General features: G+C 68.9%; 15 protein-coding genes. 2 read left to right on the top strand and 13 right to left on the bottom strand.

The genetic code is table 11. The features are described 5' to 3' along the window. Window positions 1-5: 5 nt before the first annotated feature. The 4 genes from ACOGI5_RS10800 to ACOGI5_RS10785 form a co-directional block, all read right to left on the bottom strand. Window positions 6-3,644 carry an indolepyruvate ferredoxin oxidoreductase family protein gene (locus ACOGI5_RS10800; RefSeq protein ID WP_419864425.1) on the bottom strand — a complete coding sequence of 1,213 codons (3,639 nt, stop codon included), beginning with the start codon at window positions 3,642-3,644 and terminating at the stop codon, window positions 6-8. 242 nt (window positions 3,645-3,886) lie between these two features. Further along, entirely contained in the window at window positions 3,887-4,612 is a 726-nt protein-coding gene (locus ACOGI5_RS10795) for a pseudouridine synthase (protein WP_419864424.1), read from the bottom strand. A 2-nt stretch (window positions 4,613-4,614) separates the two neighbouring features. Further along, window positions 4,615-5,451: an SMC-Scp complex subunit ScpB gene (scpB, locus tag ACOGI5_RS10790; RefSeq protein WP_419864423.1), complete on the bottom strand. Its 837-nt coding sequence runs from the start codon at window positions 5,449-5,451 to the stop codon at window positions 4,615-4,617. A 70-nt stretch (window positions 5,452-5,521) separates the two neighbouring features. Beyond that, window positions 5,522-6,364: a segregation and condensation protein A gene (locus ACOGI5_RS10785; RefSeq protein WP_419864422.1), complete on the bottom strand. Its 843-nt coding sequence runs from the start codon at window positions 6,362-6,364 to the stop codon at window positions 5,522-5,524. 85 nt (window positions 6,365-6,449) lie between these two features. On the opposite strand from ACOGI5_RS10785, the gene trpS reads away from it, so the two are divergent. Continuing rightward, window positions 6,450-7,451 (top strand): tryptophan--tRNA ligase, encoded by a 1,002-nt coding sequence (trpS, locus tag ACOGI5_RS10780; RefSeq protein ID WP_419864421.1) that lies wholly within the window; start codon window positions 6,450-6,452, stop codon window positions 7,449-7,451. Window positions 7,452-7,463: 12 nt separating this feature from the next. Here trpS and ACOGI5_RS10775 read toward each other — a convergent pair whose 3' ends face one another. Both ACOGI5_RS10775 and ACOGI5_RS10770 read right to left on the bottom strand, forming a co-directional pair. Further along, window positions 7,464-8,390: a tyrosine recombinase gene (locus ACOGI5_RS10775; protein WP_419864420.1), complete on the bottom strand. Its 927-nt coding sequence runs from the start codon at window positions 8,388-8,390 to the stop codon at window positions 7,464-7,466. Between the two features lie 2 nt (window positions 8,391-8,392). Continuing rightward, window positions 8,393-10,057, bottom strand: coding sequence for a CTP synthase (locus ACOGI5_RS10770; RefSeq protein ID WP_419864419.1), 1,665 nt, complete (start codon window positions 10,055-10,057; stop codon window positions 8,393-8,395). A gap of 113 nt (window positions 10,058-10,170) precedes the next feature. On the opposite strand from ACOGI5_RS10770, the gene ACOGI5_RS10765 reads away from it, so the two are divergent. Then, on the top strand, window positions 10,171-11,685 hold the full coding sequence (locus ACOGI5_RS10765) for an amidohydrolase family protein (protein WP_419864418.1): 1,515 nt from the start codon (window positions 10,171-10,173) through the stop codon (window positions 11,683-11,685). Between the two features lie 25 nt (window positions 11,686-11,710). Here ACOGI5_RS10765 and ACOGI5_RS10760 read toward each other — a convergent pair whose 3' ends face one another. The 7 genes from ACOGI5_RS10760 to ACOGI5_RS10730 are packed head-to-tail and all read right to left on the bottom strand — an operon-like array spanning window position 11,711 to window position 19,278. Next, on the bottom strand, window positions 11,711-12,904 hold the full coding sequence (locus ACOGI5_RS10760; RefSeq protein WP_419864417.1) for a hypothetical protein: 1,194 nt from the start codon (window positions 12,902-12,904) through the stop codon (window positions 11,711-11,713). Then, window positions 12,823-13,695 carry a glycosyltransferase gene (locus tag ACOGI5_RS10755; protein WP_419864416.1) on the bottom strand — a complete coding sequence of 291 codons (873 nt, stop codon included), beginning with the start codon at window positions 13,693-13,695 and terminating at the stop codon, window positions 12,823-12,825. Before ACOGI5_RS10755 ends, ACOGI5_RS10760 begins: the two co-directional genes overlap by 82 nt. Further along, window positions 13,692-14,753, bottom strand: coding sequence for a copper transporter (locus ACOGI5_RS10750; RefSeq protein WP_419864415.1), 1,062 nt, complete (start codon window positions 14,751-14,753; stop codon window positions 13,692-13,694). The genes ACOGI5_RS10755 and ACOGI5_RS10750 overlap by 4 nt, the downstream gene beginning before the upstream one ends. Window positions 14,754-14,766: 13 nt before the next feature. Continuing rightward, complete coding sequence (gene steA, locus ACOGI5_RS10745) at window positions 14,767-15,945, bottom strand: putative cytokinetic ring protein SteA (protein WP_419864414.1); 1,179 nt, start codon at window positions 15,943-15,945, stop codon at window positions 14,767-14,769. A gap of 2 nt (window positions 15,946-15,947) precedes the next feature. Beyond that, a complete protein-coding gene (gene recN, locus ACOGI5_RS10740) occupies window positions 15,948-17,549 on the bottom strand; it encodes a DNA repair protein RecN (RefSeq protein ID WP_419864413.1) in 1,602 nt (533 codons plus the stop codon). Beyond that, window positions 17,549-18,421, bottom strand: a complete 873-nt coding sequence (locus ACOGI5_RS10735; RefSeq protein WP_419864412.1) for an NAD(+)/NADH kinase — start codon at window positions 18,419-18,421, stop codon at window positions 17,549-17,551. The genes recN and ACOGI5_RS10735 overlap by 1 nt, the downstream gene beginning before the upstream one ends. Then, window positions 18,418-19,278 carry a TlyA family RNA methyltransferase gene (locus tag ACOGI5_RS10730; RefSeq protein WP_419864411.1) on the bottom strand — a complete coding sequence of 287 codons (861 nt, stop codon included), beginning with the start codon at window positions 19,276-19,278 and terminating at the stop codon, window positions 18,418-18,420. The genes ACOGI5_RS10735 and ACOGI5_RS10730 overlap by 4 nt, the downstream gene beginning before the upstream one ends. Between the last annotated feature and the right edge of the window lie 39 nt (window positions 19,279-19,317).

Genomic DNA, 19,317 nt, shown 5'->3' with positions numbered 1-19,317 from the left:
GTGCCTCAGCCGGGCGGCGCCAGTCCGGCGACATGGGTCGCCAGCTCCGAGCGGAACGTCGCGACGGTGGCCATCTTCACCTCCTCGTAGCCCCGCACCAACTCGGCCAGCCCAGCGACGGCGACGGCCTGCTCGTAGCGGGCCGCGCCCGCATCCCGCTCCAGCGCTTCGAGTGCCGCCTCGAGCGCCGCTGCGTACTCGCCTGGCAATGCACGCTCGGTGCGGCGGACCTCGGTGCGGCCGAACGGATCGCACCAGCGACCGCGAAGGCGCTTGCCACGCGCCAGCAGCACGAACAGCGGCCGCCACGCCATCGAGAACCGGACCTTGCCGGTGCGCCCGAGCGCTCGCAGCAGCGGCGGGTGCAGGCTCCACGACACTATGCCGCCGACCGACGCCGCCAAGTCCCGTGCCGCTGCATGTGCCTGCCGATCCATCATGAGCCGGGCGACCTCATACTCGTCCTTGTACGCCATCAGCTTGAAGTGCCCTGCCGCGGCCGCGGCTGTCAACCGGCCAGAGCCGTCCCCTGCGGACCCATCCGCTGTGGCTGCCCGTTCGACCGCGTCGAGGAATTGCGCTGCCAGCCGGTCCGATTGGTAGGCACACAGCTCGGCCGCATACCGGCACAGTCCTGCGCGGAGCCCATCGAGGTCGCTCGCGGGTCCCCCGCGGGCCAGCCCGTCGACCAGCGCGTCGACGCGGGCCGACAAGTGCTCCGGAACCGCACTGTGCACACCAGTGCCTTCGGCACTGTGCACACCGGCGCCTTCGGCGCCGCCCGGGTGGCCCGCTGCACCGGCAGGGAGCTGCGCGGCGGCTGCCGTCACCGCCGCCGGATCGCAGATCATCGTCCGGCCCCAGCGAAACGCAGCGAGGTTCTGAGCGACAGCGACACCGTTCAGCTCGATTGCCGCCTCCACGCTGGCCGGTGCGATCGGCAGCGCACCCGCTTGGACAGCCATACCCACGACGAACACGTTCGCTGTCACTGCAGAGCCGCACAGTGCCGTCACCAGCGAGGCGGCATCGGCCCAGTGCTGCCTGCCGTCGATGGTGACCGCAGCCACCCGCTCGAGCAGCTCCGAGGTCGCGGGCGCCTCGATGCTGGGATCGGCGACCATGGCGCCCGTCGGCGTCGGCGACGTCGAGCCGACGACCATCGTCCGGGTCGGGTCGGCGACGTCGAGGCCCGCCGCTGATGCCGCCACGAGCAGATCGAAGGCCACGATGACGTCGGCCTGGCCGCTGCCGAGGCGTGCGGTGGCCGGCCCGCCGATCCGCTTCAGCCGCAGGTCGCCCACCACGGTGCCCGCCTTCTGCGACAGACCGATCTGGTCGAGGCCCCGTACTTCGAAGCCGTCGAACATCGCCGCTGTGCCGAGCACCTGGTTCACCGTCACCACACCGGTCCCGCCGATCCCGCACATGCGCACCGACACCTCATCGGGACCCACGAGCGGCACCGGATCGGGCAGTTCAGCGGGCGGCTGAGGCCGAGTGCCGGCGCCATCACCGCCGCCCGCCGCCGGCTTGCGCCGCAGCGGCGCCAGCATCTCGCGCACCGCCGCACGGAACGGCCCCGGCTCGCTGATGGTCATGAACGACGGGCAGTCGCCGTCCAGGCACGAATAGTCCAGGTTGCACGACGTCTGATCGATGCGGGTCTTGCGGCCGAAGAACGTGTCGACAGGCTGCACCGACAGGCAGTTGCTCTTGGCGCCGCAGTCGCCGCAGCCCTCGCAGATGCGCTCGTTGATCAGCACGCGCTTGGTCGGCGTGGGCTGGGTGCCGCGCTTGCGGCCCCGGCGCGCTTCGGCCGCGCACTGCTGATCGTGGATCAGCACCGTGACGCCGTCGATGCCGGCCAGCATCTCCTGGGCTTCGATCAGGCGATCGCGGTGCCACACCTCGACACCGGCAGGCAGCGCGCGGCCGCGATAGGCAGCGGGATCGTGGGTGGTGACGAGCACCCTGGCCACGCCGCCCGCCAGCAGGCCGGCCGCAACATCGGGCACCTCGAGCTGCCCGGCGGGGTCCTGCCCGCCCGTCATGGCGACGGCTCTGTTCCACAGGAGCTTGTAGGTGATGTTGGTGCCGGAGGCCACCGCACCGGCGATGGCCAGCTGACCGCTGTGGAAGTAGGTGCCGTCACCCAGGTTCTGGAAGATGTGCTGCGTCTCCACGAAGGGCGACATGCCGATCCACTGCGTGCCCTCCTGGCCCATGCAGGTCACGCTCACGATGTCGCCGACCCGCTCGGGCTCCATGAACAGCGCCATGGTGTGGCAGCCGATGCCGGCACCGACCAGGGCGCCGTCGGGCACCTCGGTGGAGCGATTGTGCGGGCAGCCCGAGCAGAAGTACGGCGAGCGGCTCTGGCCGGGCGCCAGCGGCAGCTCGATGCGCACACGCTCGGGCTGCGCAGGCGCCAGCCGATCGCCGATGCGAGCCTCCAGCCGCCCGCGCAGCGGCCCGATGAGGTCGTCGGCGGCCAGCGCACTGTAGGAGCCGAGCAGCGTCCGGTCGTGCTCGTCGGTCTTGCCGACGATGCGGGGGTGGTGCGACTGGTTGTAGAGCGCGTCCTTCAGCAGCGATTCGATGTTGGGGCTCTTCTCCTCGATCACGAACATCTCCGAGACCCCGCGGGCGAAGTGGCGCGCTCGCTCGGCGCTGAAGGGAATCGGCATGCCCATCCGCACCAGCCGGATGCCGGCGTCCCGAACCGCATCGTCGCTGCCGAGACCCAGCCGTCGCAACGCCTCGCGCACTTCGCGGTAGGTGATGCCCGACGCCACGATGGCAATCCAGGCATCCGTCGGGTCGACGGCGGCGTCGTTCAGACGATTGGCCGCTGCGTAGGCAATGGCCAGCTTGTAGCGGACCTCGACAATCTCGCGTTCGATGTCGACCGTGTGCGGGGTGAGGAGGTAGCCGTCGGGCCGGTGACGGTAGGGCTTGCCGTCGACGAGCGGGATGACCGGGTCGAACCGGTCAGGATCCAGCAGCACCGTGGCGGCACCGTCCGCCACGTCGGCCACGATCTTGAGGCCTGTCCAGAGCCCGGTCGTCCGGGACATCGCTATGGCATGGCGGCCGAGGTCGAGCGCCTCGGCGGGCGTGCCCGGGTACAGCACCGGGATGTGCAGGTCGGCCATCGAGCCGGCTGAGCTTGACGGGATCGTGGAGCTCTTGGCTGCGGGGTCGTCGCCGGCGATGGCCACCGCGCCGCCGCGGGGATCAGCGCCGGCGAACACCGCATGCCGCAGCGCGTCGGTCGCCCGGTCGACACCTGGTGCCTTGCCGTACCACAGCCCGACCACACCGTCGTAGGTGGCATCGGGTCGGGTGGTGGCCAGCTGGCTGCCCATGACCGCGGTCGCAGCCTGCTCCTCGTTGACAGCAGGCGAGTGGACAATGGGCAGATCGGTTGCGCTCCGGGCAGCCTCGACGGCGGCGTCATATCCGCCGAGGGGCGAGCCCGGGTAGCCCGACACGAATGCCGCTGTGCGCATCCCGGCGCGCCGGTCGGCGCGCAGCTGCTCGATCGGCAGACGAGCCAGCGCTTGCAGCCCGGTCATGAACGTGGTGCCGCTGTCGTCCGTGTATCGCCCCGACAGCCGGTACGTCTCAGCGAGGCTCATCCGCGTGCTCCCATGTGCTGGCAACGGTTCGGGTCGGTCATGCCACAGGCCCTCCGTGCGTCACGTCCATTGTGGTCGCTGCATGTGACACAGCGAAGACGCCGAACAGCACCCCGCGCCGGCCAAGACGCAGCGCTCTGCTGCGCGAGCGGATGCGCCCGATGCGGCGCCCATTGTTTCCCGCTCTTGTTCCCAATTCCTCTTGGATACGGGCCGCTCGGGCCACGGCTTCGCCTGCCGGCTCAGCCTCTTGCGGCGCGGTGCAGCTCGCGGACCTCGTCGGCAGTGAGCGATCGGTGCTCACCGGGACGCAACGCCGGATCGGTGAGCGGCCCGATGCGAGTCCGCACCAACCGCAGCACCGGATGGCCCACGGCATCGCACATCCGCCGGACCTGGCGGTTGCGGCCCTCGTGAATCACGATCCGCAGCACCGACGGCTGCGGCATCGACACGACTGCGGGCGCGGTCGGCCCGTCGTCGAGTTCGATGCCCGTGCGCAGTTGCGCCAGCGCCCCGCGCGCAGGCACCCCGTCCACGTGAACGAGATACTCCTTGTCGACTCCCCATGACGGATGCGTCAGCCGGTGCGTCAGCTCACCGTCGTTGGTGACGATGATCAGCCCTTCGGATTCGGCATCCAACCGCCCGACCGGGTACACGCGCTCCGCGGTCGGCACCAAGTCGGTCACGCAACGCCTGCCGCGGTCGTCCGATGCTGCACTGAGCACACCGCTCGGCTTGTTCACGAGGTAATGGACCATCGCCGTGTCCCAGATGACGACGGCACCATCGACCTCGATCCGGTCGGCCGGTCCCGCGCGATCCCCGATCCGGGCGATCGTGCCGTTGACCGTGACGCGCCCCGCAGCGATCATCTCCTCGCACACGCGGCGACTGGCGACGCCGGCACGAGCCATGACCTTGTGCAGCCGTTCGGCCTGTTCTTGTTGGCCGTCGTGCGGCACCGCTAGCCGTGCTTGGAAGCTGCGAGGCGATCCATGGCCTCCACGGCGTCAGCGTCCACGCTCAGCTCCGCCAGCGAGGGCAGATCGTCGAGGCTGTCGAGGCTCAATCGCTCCAAGAACGTCGGCGTCGTCCCGAGCAGGGCCGCATTGCCGGGACCCGGATCGCGCGCGACCTCGGCGATGTAGCCCTGATCTGCGAGCGTGCGGACGACGCCGTCGGCGTTCACGCCCCGGATTGCGCTGATCTGCGCTCGTGAGATGGGCTGCTTGTAGGCCACCACGGCCAGCGTCTCCATCGCTGCTGCAGACAGGCGCGCCGATCGGCGGCTTCCCACGAAGCGTTCCACGTACTCCGCGACTTCTGCGGCGGTCTGCAACTGGTATCCACCAGCCACTTGCATCAGGGTGAAGCCTCGCTCGGCCTGGGCGTACTCCCGTGCCAACTCGTTGCAGACCGCTTGGACCGACGTCGCGGGCGCCCCGATGACCGCAGCCAGCACCTCGGCCGGCACCGGCTCGGTCGCGACCATCAGCACGGCCTCGATGGCCGCGTACAGCACGTCGTCGTCGAAAGTCCGCTGCTCACCGAGCCGCATGTCGCCGGTCTCGATGCCCGTGGTGCCCTCTGCGTGGCCGTTCTGCGACATCGACGAGCCATTGACCGTCTGGTTGCGCCCGGAGCGCATCGACGGATGGGAGGGCGGATGCGCCGGGGTCCCCGACGCAGGCGAGCCAGGAGACTGCTCCGGCGGCACAGGCGGATCGGCAACCGTGCGTCCCTCATCGCTGATCAGCCGCAGGCCGCGCGCGGATTCGACCGGCGGGCGCTGCTCGCTCACAGAGCAACTCCGCCGCAGCGGCCCGCCGCGATCTCGAGACGCAAGCGTCCGACGGCCGATATGACAGCGCTCACGCGGCGTCTTTCCCGTAACCGCCGGCCGCAGCCGGCACTGCCGCGCCGTCGCCGATCCAGTCGACGCCGATGTCGCCAAAGCGCTCAGCTTGGGTCAACTCGACGAGCCCCGATCCGAACAGCTCCAGCACGGCCAGGAAGTACACGACCACCACGATGCGCTCGGTCACGTCGCAGGTGAGTTCACGGAAGGTGGCCGTGCCCGTGTCAGCAAGCTGCTCGATGATCTTGGCCGCGGCCTCGTCGACCGTGATGCCGGCCGCCCTCAGGTGGCTGACATCGACGCGCGGCACTGGCCGCGGCGCAAGCACCCGTTCCATCGCCGCGGTGAGGTCGTCTCGTGATGCGCCCGCCAGCAGATCCGGCGCGAACACCAGGAAGCGTTCAGGGGGCCCCGCCGTACGGGGCCATTGCAATGCTGCGGCATCCCAGCGCTCACGCAGCAGTCGTGCGGCTGCGCCGAACGTGCGGCCCTCGACCAGCCGCGCCAATGCGGCATCGCGCAGGCCGTAGGCGGCCAGTTCGTCCTCCAGGTCCAATTCGACCGGCGGGGTGGGCAGCAGCCGGCGCGACTTCAGCTCGATCAGCGTCGCGGCCAGCAGGGCGAACTCGCTGGCTGCATCCATGTCGATCCGGCCGTCACCAGCAGGCGCATCTGCGGCGCCACTGCTCGATGGACCGGCGGCGGCGGGGAACTCGACTGCAGCCATGACGGCGACGAAGTCGTCGACCAGGCGCGTCAACGACACCTCCCAGATGTCCACTTCCTGGGACACGACCAGCTTCACCAGCACATCCAGCGGACCGGCGAAGGCCTCTGTGCGAACCTCGTGGGCCACGCGGCCCGAAGGTACCGCGGCATGTCTGCGGGGCCCGGGATATTTGGCGGGTTTCTTCGGGCGCTACCCGGTACCGTCCGGCGCCATGACACGAGTGCTCTCGGGCATCCAGCCCACCGGCGATGTTCACCTCGGCAACTATCTCGGGGCGCTGCGCCAGTGGGCGATCGACCAGCACGACGCCGACGCCTTCTACTGCGCCGTCGACCTGCACGCCGTCACCGTCCAGCAGAATCCGGACCAGCTGCGCGCTGCCACGTTGGGCACGATGGCCACGCTCATCTCGGTCGGCCTCGATCCCGATGTCTGCACTCTGTTCGTGCAGAGCCATGTGCCCCAGCACACGGAGCTGTCGTGGCTGCTCGAATGCACGGTGTCGCTCGGCGAGCTGCGCCGGATGACCCAGTTCAAGGACAAGTCCGCGCGGTCGGAGGGGGACGAGGGGGGCGGCGACCATGTCTCAGCCGGCCTGTTCACGTACCCCGCGCTGATGGCGGCGGACATCTTGATCTACGACGCCGATCGCGTCCCCGTCGGCGATGATCAGCGCCAGCACCTCGAGCTGACGCGTGATGTGGCGCAGCGGTTCAACAGCCGCTATGGCGACACGTTCGTGATCCCTGAGGCTGCGATTCCCACAGTCGGCGCCCGCGTCATGGACCTTCAGAATCCGACCGGCAAGATGTCCAAGTCAGCCGAGAGCCCCCAAGGCTCCGTCGGCATCTTCGACGACCCTGCCGACATCGCGCGCAAGTTCGCCCGTGCCGTGACCGACTCGGAGTCCGAGGTGCGCTACGACCCCGAAGCGAAGCCGGGCGTCTCGAACTTGCTGTCGATCCTGGGTGCTGCCACGGGTCGCAGCCCTGCCGACTCCGCAGCGGGCTACAGCCAGTACGGCGCCCTCAAGTCCGACACCGCCGATGCGATCGTCGCCATGCTCGAGCCCATAGCAGCGAAGAAGGCCGAACTCGATGCCGACCCCGCCGAGCTCGCCCGCATCATCGCCGCCGGCGCCGACAAGGCCGAGGCCGTGGCGTGCGGCACCTTGGCCCGCGCCAAAGAAGCGATGGGCTTTCTGCCCAAATAGCCGCCTCGACGGCTAGTAGCGGGCGCGGGGGTGGGCTTGGCGGTAGACCTCGGTCAGCCGTTCCTGTGACACCGCGGTGTAGCGCTGGGTGCTCGAGATCGACGCGTGGCCGAGCAGCTCCTGCACGCTGCGGATGTCGGCGCCGCCGTCGAGCATGTGCGTTGCGCACGAATGGCGCAGGACATGGGTAGTGAGCTGGTCGGATCCGAGGCCGACACGGTCGCCGTGGCGGCGCACGATCAGCCAGACGCCCTGACGGGTGATGCGGCGACCTCGGGAATTCAGGAACAACGCTGCGGCGTCGTCTCTTGACCGCCACGCAGCAGGTTCCAGCGCTTCGCGTCCGGCGCCGCTCAGCCATTCGCCCACTGCATCTGCAGCGTGACGCCCCACGGGCACGACGCGCTCCTTGCCGCCCTTGCCCCACACGCGCATGAGCCGCTCGCCGAGGTCGACATCGCCCAGCGAGAGCGCCACCAGCTCGCTTGCCCGCAGACCCATGCCGTAGAGCACTTCGAGCATGGCCCGGTCTCGCCGCACCAGCGGGCCGTCTCCCACGGGGGATGCCAGAAGCTGCTCGACCTGATCGCGCCGCAATGCACGCGGCAACCCGGCAGGCGCACGGGGCATATCGAGCGAGCCGGCGGGATCGGTCGCTGCCAGATCCTCGGCCACCAGGAACCGGTAGAGGCCGCGCAGGCTGACCGCGGCACGAGCCGCAGTGGAAGCTGCCCGCCCGAGATCGTCACGCAGGTGCGTCAGGTATGCCGCTATGTCAGCGGAGCTGGCACCGAGCAGATCAGTGCCTCGTGCCTCGAGCCATGCCGCAAAACCGCCGAGATCGGCCCGGTACGACGCCACGGTGCGCGGCGCTCGGCCTCGCTCGTTCGACAACCAGCCCAAGTAGTCCTCGGCCTCGACCGCCAGCGCAGCGGGCACCGTCAGGCCAGGGGTTCAGTGCCCAACGGCCCGCTTCCAGTGGATGCCGGCAGCAGTTGAGGATTGCGTCCCTCGGCCCGCGCCAGCGCAGCGCCTACCAGTCCGCAGAACAGCGGGGCCGGGCGATTCGGGCGGCTCTTGAACTCGGGGTGGGCCTGGGTGCCCACCCAGAACGCATGACCGTCCAGCTCGATGAACTCCGCCAGCCGCCCATCGGGCGACAGCCCGCTGCACTGCAGGCCCCCCTCCTCCATCCGCTGCCGGTAGGCGCTGTTCACCTCGTAGCGATGCCGGTGCCGCTCGTTGACCAGCGTGTCGCCGTACATCGCCGCCACGCGGCTGCGCGGCGCCAGCCTGGCCACGTATGCGCCGAGCCGCATGGTGCCGCCCTTGTCCTCGATGCCGCGCTGTGCATGCATGAGATCGATCACCGGGTGCAGCGTGTTGGGGTCGAACTCGGTGGAGTTGGCGCCCAGCAGGCCCAGCTCGTTGCGGCAGAACTCGATGACCATGACCTGCAGCCCCAAGCACAGGCCCAAGCACGGTATGTCGTGTTCGCGCGAGTACGCAGCTGCGGCGATCTTGCCCTCGATGCCCCGCGAGCCGAACCCTCCCGGGATCACCATCCCGTCGAGGTGGCGCAGCCGCCCCGCAGCGAGCAACCCCTCGATTTCCTCGGAATGGATCCACTCGATGTCGAGGGCGACGCCGTGGTAGGAGGCCGCGTGGCGGAGCGCCTCCACGACAGACAGGTAGGCATCGGGAAGCGCCACGTACTTGCCGATGATGCCCACGCGCACCGTCGCCTGCGGCGCCTTGATGCGTGCAAGCATCGCCTCCCAGTCGGCGAGGTCGGGCTCGACGTCTTCGAAGCCGAGGATCCCGCACAGGAAGCTGTCGAGACCTTCTGACCGCAGCACCATCGGGATCTCATAGAGGACCGACGAGTCGGGGGCGTTCACCACGCCGGCCAGCTCGACGTCGCTGAGGTTGGAGATCTTGTTGCGCAGGCCGTCCTCGATGGGACCCTCGCTGCGCAGCACGATGGCGTCGGGCTGCACGCCGCGGCTGCGCAGCTCGGTCACCGAGTGCTGCGTGGGCTTGGTTTTCTGCTCGCCTGATGGGCCGATGAACGGCACCAGCGTGACATGGACGTAGCACACGTTCTGCCGGCCGACCTCAAGTCGCATCTGCCGGATTGCCTCGAGGAATGGCAGGATCTCGATGTCGCCGACCGTGCCGCCCACCTCGGTGATGACCACGTCCACGTCGCCGTCGGCCAGCTTGCGGATGCGCTCCTTGATCTCGTCGGTGATGTGCGGGATGACCTGCACGGTGCGGCCCAGGTATTCCCCCCGTCGCTCGTCGGCGAGCACCTTCTGGTAGATCGAGCCGGTCGTCGCATTCGAGTCACGGGTCAGCGAGACGTCGATGAACCGCTCGTAGTGGCCGAGATCGAGGTCGGTCTCGCCGCCGTCGTCGGTGACGAACACCTCACCGTGCTCGTACGGGTTGAGGGTGCCGGGGTCGACGTTGATGTACGGGTCCAGCTTCTGCATGGTGACCCGCAGTCCGCGAGCCGCCAGCAGTCGCCCGAGCGACGCCGCTGTGAGTCCCTTGCCGAGGGAGCTGGCAACTCCACCGGTGACGAAAATGTGCTTAGCCACGCGGCTGTATGGGTGGACTCTCTCGCATGTGTCATCAAGCTACCGTCGCACCGGGCCCCGTTGGCTGATACACGGCTAGCCACTGCAGGGCTGGCTGATGACAGGGAGAGGCCATGAGCGACACCGGTGACCGCACACAGCACACCGGGCCCGATCCTGCGCCGGCGGACCTGGTTGTGCACAGCGCTGACCTGCTGGCGACCTGCGACGATCAGCGCCGCGAGATCGTCGGCGGGTGGGTTGCCATCACCGACGGGCTCGTCAGCGCCGTCGGCGATGCCACCGCTCCGCTGCCGGCTACGAAGGATCGCGTTGACGCAAGCGGCTGCCTGGTGACGCCGGGACTCGTCAACACCCATCACCACATGTATCAAAACCTCACCCGGTCATACGCGCCGGCACTTCGAGGCGGCCTGTTCGACTGGCTCACCACGCTGTACCCCCTGTGGGCTCGGCTCGATGAGCAGGGCGCGTACCTGTCCGCCTGGGTCGGCCTTGCAGAGCTGGCGCTGGGCGGCTGCACCACCAGCACCGATCATCTCTACGTGCATCCGCGGGACGCGGGCGACTTGATTGCCGCGGAGATCGCCGCCGCCGTCGAATTGGGCATGCGCTTTCACCCGACCCGAGGCTCGATGTCGCTTGGCCAGTCCGACGGCGGGTTGCCCCCCGACCAGGTCTGCCAGTCTCCCGACGAGATCCTGGCCGAATCGGAACGGCTGGTCGTTGCCCACCACGACCGCGCGCCCGATGCGATGGTGCGCATTGCGCTGGCCCCCTGCTCGCCGTTCTCGGTGTCGACCGACCTGATGACGGCCACCGCCGAGCTGGCCGAGCGGCTTGACGTGCGGCTGCACACCCACCTGTGCGAGGACCCCGGCGAGGACGGCTTCTGCATCGAGATGTTCGGGATGCGCCCGGTGGACTACTTCGAGCACTGCGGTTGGGGCTCGAATCGTTCGTGGATCGCGCACGGCGTGCAGCCCAACGCAGCCGAGATCGCCCGCTTGGGAGCGTGGGGCACCGGTGTGGCGCACTGCCCGAGCTCGAACCTGCTGCTCGGCGTCGGGCTGGCGCCTGTACGCGAGCTGCGAGCTGCGGGCGTGCCGGTGGGACTCGGCGTGGACGGCTCGTCCAGCACCGATTCGGCGTCGATGTGGACCGAGGCGCGCAATGCACTGCTGGTGGGGCGGCTGCGCGACGGCCAACGGCAATTGAGCGCCGAGAAGGGGTTGGACAGCGGCAGGCCCGCCGATGGCAATGACGGCTGCGCCGAACACACCGGACACGACAGCCCCGGACAGGACAGCACCGTGTACTTCGCCGCTCGCGAAGTCCTCGAAGTTGCAACCCGTGGCAGCGCAGGGTGCCTGGGCCGAGTCGGCGAGATCGGCGAGCTGTCGCCCGGCGCGTGCGGCGATCTCGTGGTATGGCAGCTTGACGGGCCGGCATTCGCAGGCGCCCTCTCTGATCCCATCGAGGCATGGCTGCGCTGCGGCCCACTGTCCGCACGGGACACGATCGTGGCCGGTCGGCCGGTTGTGCGCGACGGCCAGATCGTTCACCCCGGCCTCGACGAGCGCCTCGCCGAGCATCGCCAATGCGCCGCTGCCATGCAGCGGGCATAGCCGCCTCCCCAGCGGGCGCACCTACTTAGTGGCGATGGGGCGAGCCGAGCCGGTCCAGCCAGCGGAGCGGCGGTACTGCATCGATGAGCCGGCTGAACGACCAGCGCTCGCTGGCCAGGTTCACAGCCGACAACACCGCCAGCACGACCCACTCAACAGTTGCCGGATACGCGACGACCGTCGCTATGCCCAAGACGGCGCCTACTGGATTGACGCCGGTGTCACCCTGCATGTGCTGCTCAGCGAGCTCGCTTCGCAGCAGTCCGACTGATGCGCCGACGGCAGCCCCAGCCCACACAGCCCATTCGGTGACCTCGAACCCCAGACCGAAGCGTCCCGCTGAGCCTGGCGCCACGAGCGCCGCCGGCACCAAAGCAATCAGCCACCATCCGAGTGAGGCTTTGGCGGCGCGTCCGGGCGCTCGGTCCAGCAGGTTCAGCAGGTTCGCCGACAAGGCCACGATCAACACCCCGCGCATCAGCGCCATCAGGCTCCATGTGGCGTCGGGATCGGTGCCCAAGCCGACGGCGTGCGGCACCGGATCGAACCAATCTCCAGGATTCGCGCCGGCGAGGTAACGCGCCTCCCCCGGGTCGCCCCACAGGGCGATCTGCACAGCCACGGCCGCAACGAAGAAACCGCCAAGCGCCTTCTGCAGCCCGGTTGTGAAGGCTCGCTGGCGCAAGCTCTGACGAAGGTGTCCGGCGAAGCCGCTCGCGGCCGCTTGGCCGTCTGTGGACCCGCGGGCGTCGTCGCGATAACCGAGCCAGCCGAATCCCCCGAGCAGCACCAGCGCAGCAATTCCGCCGGCGATCGTGGCCGAATCAGGCGAGCGGGCCAGCAGCACAGATTGATCTGGTGCGTGCACAGCCCAGTGCCACTCGCCCTCGGGCAATGAGACGATGACGACTGCTGTGGTCGCAATTGCGATCAAGCTGACGACCAGTACGACCAGACCCGAGACGGCGACGATCGGCTGCCCCCGGTAGTTGGGCCGGATCCAGCGATCTCGGCTCATGCTCGCGCCGAACCAGCGCCAGAACAGCGCTGCAACGAGCAGTGATCCCGCGAATGCCGCGCCCAGCAACGCCCCCGTGTGCGTCGTATTGATGATCAGGGCCAGCGACGGCACCAGCGTCATGGCCCTCGTGTGCGCCGGCGCCGCAATGGACGCCACGACCGCAGGTCCCGAAGCGAGCGCGGCAGTCGGAACTGCCATGCTCGCTGCCATGACTGGCGTGCCGTGCTCCCGATCCGCTGCCCCCGGGCACGCAACGGCACACGGCGTGCTGCGGAGATGGTGCGGCTCAGCAGTGAGGCGACCAGCGAGGAGACCGCCTTCGGCCAGCCGGTGCGAGCCGCCACCGCGCGGTAGACGTGGCGCCCGATGCGCGCCCGATGCGCGAAGCCGCTGAGGTCACGCCCGGTCTGCCGATGGCTGAAGCCGATCTCGACCTCGCTGATACGGGCTCCGCGGTCGGCTGCATCAAGCGTCAGACCGATCTCGAGACCGAACCCGGGCGCCAGATGCAGCGATCGCATCAGCGGACCCCGCACGGCGCGCTGACCCGAAAGGGGTTCGGCCAGTTCGAGTCCCGTCTCAGAACGCAGGACGCGTGCCGCGAACGCCTTGACGAGACCGAACCCGCTTTGGCTCTCAGCAGCATCGAAGACGGCGATCGTCATGTCGGCTTCGCCCAGCGCAACCGGCTGCAGCAGGTCAGCAGCCAACGCGGCGGAGTCGCCCAGATCGGCATCGATGAGGAGGTACACGTCGGGGGCGCCGGACGCCGCGATGCCCGCGGCGACCGCCGCTGCTTTGCCGCGATTGCGTGCGAGCTCGATGACGCGCGCTCCTGCGGCGGCAGCCGCAGCCGCAGTTCGGTCCCGGGACCCATCGTCGACCACGATGACGTCGAGCACATCGGACACCGTCCGCAGCGCCGTCACCGTGGCACCCACCGTGTCCGCCCGTTCGAAGGCGGGCACAATCGCCACGGCATGGGTCATGACGGGCCCAGACCGTGGTTGAGATCAGCTCTCGAGAAGTGACTGACGGCAGGCAGCCGCTCCAGCGCAACCAGCAGCGCCAAGTCGCCAGAGAAGGTCTCGACATCATCGACACTCGCGAACGATCCCGCGAGCACAGGGTCGGACCGGACTCGCTTCAGCACTGCGCCATAGCCGACTCCCGCTGCCCCGGGCGCGGGTACTTCGACGATGACGCCGGTGCCCGCGTGGCCGTCGTCAACGACCGCCCTCAACAGATCGAAAATAAAGTCCTGGTTCAGCCCGGCCGCCGCCGCATCGGTGACCACCACAATTCGCAGTGGCTCGCCGCCAAGCAGGTGCAGCGCGACGGCGCCAGTGCCGTCATGGGTGACCAACTCCAGATCACGGAGCAGGGTGAGCGCCGTACGAGTCGGCGGGACCGCCGAGAAGCCGCGAGCGAAGCCGTCAAGCGCCCCGAAGTCGGTGATTGCGTTGACATCATCGGCGAGCATCTGGCTGGAACCGGCCTCTGTCGGCCTGAACAGCGCCTGAGGCAGCAGGAAGCGAAGCGCTCTGCGCACCGCGTTGCGGCTGTCACCGGCCAGCGAGAATGCCTCGGCGATGCTCTGGCGCACTCCGGGATCGTGCAGGCGGAGATCATCGCTGAGCCACAGCACCCCGCCATGGCGCGCGTCCGTCGCATCGAGGCGTGCGCGGATCGCCGCCACGGCGGCCCGGTCCGTGGATTCCGGTGCCACGATGAGCGTCGTCGTGCCGCTCAGTCGACCTTGGGGAAGGTACGGCCGTACGAGATCCTCGACTTCGAACCGTACGGACCGCGCCGCTTCAACGCTCGCAAGCGCTGCGTCGCGTGCGGCCTCAGCCTCGCCGAGCTCCGCCTCAGCTTCCGCTTGTCGTTCGATCGCCGATTCGGTGTCGGCCTGCAACTGGTCCACGCGTGACTCCAGGTTGCTCACCAGCACCGAGTCCACAAATGTCGAGCCCAGCGCCAGGCCGATCGCCAAGGCCAGGAAGACTGCCGCGATCGACACGATGTGGTAGCGGAGGTTGATCATTCGGCCGACCGATCTACAGGCCCATGTTGATCCACAGGGTGCGCAGCAGGAGCCTGCCCGGCTCCGTCACCGCGGCGATGACGCCGATGGTGACGAGCGCCGAGATGATCAGCATTGCCATGTCGCGCTTGCGCACCTGGGTTCGGTAGAGACGGCTCACGCCTTTCGCGTCGACCAGCGCCGGCGACACCTGCATCCGGGTCAGGAAGGTGGATGCCATGCCGCGGCGGCCCTTGTCGAAGAAGTCGACCATGGACGTGTGCGATCCGACCTCGACGATCTGCTCGGCTCGCTGCTCGAATGCCAGCCGCAAGGCGAGATCCTCGCTGGTTCCGGGCGCGGCGATGACGTCGTAGCTCAAGCCTGCGTCGTCGAGGCGGACCGCACCGGGCGCTCCGCCTTCGGGATAGCCGTGCACGATGAGCTGCGCCCCGCACTCGAGTGCCCGCGGCGATACCGAGTCGAAGTCGCCGATGATGATGTGGGGCACGAGACCGGCCTCGAGCAGCGCATCGGCACCCCCGTCCACACCGATGATGACGGGCCGCATGTCCGACATGTAGCCCGATCGGCGCAGTGCCGCCAGATCTTCGCGGTAGTCGATGCCGCGCACCACCACCAGCACGTGACGGCGTCGCAACTGGTGCCGCAGCGGCGGGATCTCCAGCTCATCGGTGAGGACCTGCGGTTCCCTCTCCAGGTATTCGAGCGTGTTCCGGGCAAAGCTCCCCAGTTCGCCGCGCACCGCCACACGCGCCGATTCCAGCACGCGTTCAAAATGCTCGGCATCGCGGCGGTACCCGGTCCCGATCACCTGGTCGCCGCGCAGCACCTCATCGCCTGAGATGGCCAGCTCCTCGCCGTCTCGGAGCGACGCGAACACGCCCTCGCCGATGTCCTCCAGCACCGGCACTCCGGCCTGCGCGAGCGTGAGGCCGCCCAGTGCCGGGTACCGGCCGGTCATCGTCGGCTCTGCGTTGATCACGGCTATCGCGCCTGCGGCCAGAAGTCCGTCAGCAGCGACCCGATCCAGATCTGCGTGGTGGATGACCGCAATCTCGCCGCGTTCCAAGCGGCGCAGCAGGTTCTTGGTGCGTCGGTCTACGCGGCAACGTCCCGCGATCTCCGCGTGGTTGCCGCCGTGGGTGCGGCGCGAGCGCTGGCGTCTCGACAGCGAACGCGAGCGGAACATGCTCACTCCCGGGCGCCGCCCCGCGCTGCGGCGGCCACCTCCAGCAATTCGGTCGCGTGCTGGCGGCCGCTCGCCCAAGCCGGCTGGCCTGCGAGCATCCGCGCCAGCTCGCTGACGCGATCCGGTCCCGTGACGGCCACGAGGTCTGACTCCACTGCGTTGCCGTCGTCGGTCTTTCGAACGGCCACTTGGTGGTGTGCGAACGCTGCGACCTGCGGGAGATGCGTGACCACCAGCACCTGGTGCTGGCCGGCCAGCGAAGCCAGCGCCTGACCGACCGCAACTGCAGTCTCGCCGCCGATGCCGGCGTCGACCTCGTCGAACACCAGGGTGGGCGGACCGGCGGTCAGCACGAGCCGCAACGCCAGCATGACGCGCGCCAGCTCGCCGCCCGATGCCACCTTCGACAGCGGGCCGGGCCCTGCACCTCGGTTGGCGCTGAAAAGCAGTTCGACGCTGTCGCTCGGCGCCTCGCCGGTGACGCTGACGTCGAGCGTGCCGTCGGCCAACGCCAGCGAAGCCAGGTGCTCGCTCACCGCAGCGGCGAGGCCGGGTGCAGTTGCTCGGCGGGCCGTAGCCACAATGTGAGCCTCGGCTTCGACATGGCGCTGCGCCGCTTCGATGCCGGCCTCCAGCTCGGCAGCCAGCTCGGTGTGACGTTCGAGCTGCGACAGACGCTCTGCTGCTTGGGCGCCGAACGCGCTCACATCGGCGAGCGTGTCGCCGTACTTGCGCGTCAGCTCGCGCAGACGCTGGTGCCTGGCACGGACATCGGCCAGCGCTTGCGGGTCGTCCTCGATCGTGTCGAGCACACCTCTCAGCTCCGCGACGGTGTCATCCAATTCTGCGGCCACAGCACCCAAACGGTCGCTCACCGGCGCGAACGCCTTCCGGGCGGCCAGCAAGGCCACCGCAGCGCCCAGCCTGTCGATTGCGCCCTCGTCTCCTGCAAGTGCTTGGCGGGCTGCGTGACCGTCAGCGAGGACCGCTGCTGCATCGGCGAGCAGGTCCTCACGCTCGGCGATCCAGCTCAATTCGTCAGGGTCGTCCAGCTGCGCCGATGCGATCTCGTCCACCTGATAGCGCAAGAGATCGATCTCTTGCGCCCTTGCTCGCGCGTCACCGCCGAGCGCGGCCAGGTTTTGCGTGAGCGCTCTCAGTTCGTCACGCGCCGCCGCCAGCGGGCGCACATCGATGTCGCCCCAGCGATCGAGTGCCTCACGCTGGGTCCGGGCGCGCAACAGCGATTGGTGCTGGTGCTGCCCGTGCAGGTCGACAAGCCCGGACCCGAGCTCTGCAAGCTCTGCCGCCGAGGCCATGCCGCCGTCCACGTAAGCGCGGCTGCGACCGCCTGCTGGGATCACACGGCGCAGCACGCGCTCCGTCCCACCGGCGTTCACGAACCTGCCCTCGACAACTGCTTCGACTGCGCCAGTGCGCACCATCGCGGGGTCTGCACGCCCGCCCATCAGCAGCTGCACCGCTTGCACCACCAGCGTCTTGCCGGCGCCCGTCTCGCCAGTCAGCGCCGTCATGCCTGCGCCGAGCACCAAGTTGGCATGTGAGATGACGCCAAGATCGTGCACCGCCAGCTCGACGAGCATCAGCGGTCCTTGAGGCCGAACTTGTGCTTCAGCACGCGATGAAAGCTGTCGCCGCCGGCGGTGACGAACCGTGCGTCGTACGGAGCGCGCGTCACAACGAGTTCGTCGCCGGTCGCCAGCAAGCTCGCTGAGCGCCCGTCCACAGCGGCGAGCGCCGGCCGTTCGCTGACCACCCGGATGCCGATCTCGGTGTCCGGCGGCAGCAGCAACGAACGGTCGAAGAGCATGTGCGGCGCGACAGGAGTGACCTGCAACGACGAGTGCGTGGGCGCTACCACCGCACCCCCTGCCGAGAGGCTGTACGCCGTGGAACCCGTCGGCGTCGAGACTATGAGGCCGTCTGCGGCGTAGGTCGCGAATACGTCTCCGTCAAGCCACACTTCCAGCCTGACCGTGTGCCCCGGATCGCGTTTCTCGAGCACAACCTCGTTCAGCCCGGTCCACGCCACCTCCTCATCGCTGTCATCGCGATCATTGCCTGCACCAGGGCGTACTCGTGCGCTGACCATCATCCGTTCCGAGACGTCCAAGGAACCCCTGAGTGCGGCGGCGACCATGTCGGTGAGGTGCGCCGGCTCGAATTCGGTCAGGTAGCCGAGATGGCCGACATTGACGCCGAGTACCGGCACGCCCGCTGCTGCGACCAGGTCGAAAGAGCGCAGCATGGTGCCGTCGCCGCCGATGCTCACGGCGAGATCCGGGACGGTTCGGATCGGTTCGTCGACACCGAGCTCAGGGCGGCCGATTGCCGTGGCCTCCACACCGCCCATTTCCGCGCCGTGACCCTCACCCTCAAGCCACGCGACCAGCTGTTTCGAGGCCGTCAGCGCCTCTGCGCGCTCGGCATGGGCGATGATCAGCACGTCACTCATGCCGATGCCCCCTCAGAAGAAGCGCCGAGTGCATTCTCGATTGCCATGTCTATTGCGCTGTCGAGATCAAACGACCCCGACCTCGCACCTACGTGCGGTTGGCATTCGTGATCGGCAGCACGACGGCAGTGCAAGAAGAACTCGACATTGCCTGCGGCCCCTCGCAACGGCGACGCGGCGATACCAGTGGGCGAGAGACCATGGCGGGATGCGCTCGATGCCACGTCGCCGAGCACCCGCCGCCACACGTCCGGGTCGCGCACTACTCCCTTGCCGCGCGAGGCCTCGCGCCGACCGGCTTCGAACTGCGGCTTGGCAAGCAGCACCGCTTCCCCGCGTCGCGCCGTGCACGCTGCGAGGTTCGCCATCACGGTGCGCAGCGAGATGAACGACAGATCGGCGGTGGTGATGTCCGCCGGGCCGCCGATGTCGGAAGGTCCAATGTGTCGCACGTTGCACCGTTCCCGTACGGTCACGCGGGCGTCGGCCCGCAGGCGAGCATCGAGCTGTCCCCAGCCGACATCGATCGCAACGACTTCCGCAGCCCCCCGCTGCAGCAGACAATCGGTGAAACCGCCCGTCGAGGCGCCGGCATCGACGGCGCGCCGCCCCGCCACGGCGACCCCGAACTCGTCCAGCGCAGCATCCAGCTTCTCTCCGCCGCGTGACACGAACCGAGCCGGCTCGCCGCTGAGCTGGACCGGCTCAGAAGCCGACACCATACGAGACGGCTTCTGCGCGACCGATCCACCCACAAGAACCCGGCCGTCCGAGATGAGTGCTTGCGCCGCAGCCCGAGACGAGACCAGGCAACGGCGCACGAGCTCGTTGTCCAAGCGTCGCCGGGCGGCGTTCATGCAGCCGAAAGTACCAGCGCGCCCACGGCGCACCGCAGT

The organism is Candidatus Poriferisodalis sp., assembly GCF_965208925.1.
In the GTDB taxonomy this organism is placed as follows: domain Bacteria; phylum Actinomycetota; class Acidimicrobiia; order Acidimicrobiales; family Poriferisodalaceae; genus Poriferisodalis.
This window is presented reverse-complemented; position numbering and strand designations above follow the sequence as displayed.

Bases quoted from the DNA above. Each gene is read 5' to 3' on its own strand.
- ACOGI5_RS10730 (WP_419864411.1), bottom strand. From the start codon at position 19,278: ATGAACGCCGCCCGGCGACGCTTGGACAACGAGCTCGTGCGCCGTTGC.
- ACOGI5_RS10755 (WP_419864416.1), bottom strand. From the start codon at position 13,695: ATGACCCATGCCGTGGCGATTGTGCCCGCCTTCGAACGGGCGGACACG.
- ACOGI5_RS10800 (WP_419864425.1), bottom strand. From the start codon at position 3,644: ATGAGCCTCGCTGAGACGTACCGGCTGTCGGGGCGATACACGGACGAC.
- ACOGI5_RS10735 (WP_419864412.1), bottom strand. From the start codon at position 18,421: ATGAGTGACGTGCTGATCATCGCCCATGCCGAGCGCGCAGAGGCGCTG.
- ACOGI5_RS10750 (WP_419864415.1), bottom strand. From the start codon at position 14,753: ATGATCAACCTCCGCTACCACATCGTGTCGATCGCGGCAGTCTTCCTG.
- ACOGI5_RS10760 (WP_419864417.1), bottom strand. From the start codon at position 12,904: ATGGCAGTTCCGACTGCCGCGCTCGCTTCGGGACCTGCGGTCGTGGCG.
- steA (WP_419864414.1), bottom strand. From the start codon at position 15,945: ATGTTCCGCTCGCGTTCGCTGTCGAGACGCCAGCGCTCGCGCCGCACC.
- trpS (WP_419864421.1), top strand. From the start codon at position 6,450: ATGACACGAGTGCTCTCGGGCATCCAGCCCACCGGCGATGTTCACCTC.
- recN (WP_419864413.1), bottom strand. From the start codon at position 17,549: ATGCTCGTCGAGCTGGCGGTGCACGATCTTGGCGTCATCTCACATGCC.
- ACOGI5_RS10765 (WP_419864418.1), top strand. From the start codon at position 10,171: ATGAGCGACACCGGTGACCGCACACAGCACACCGGGCCCGATCCTGCG.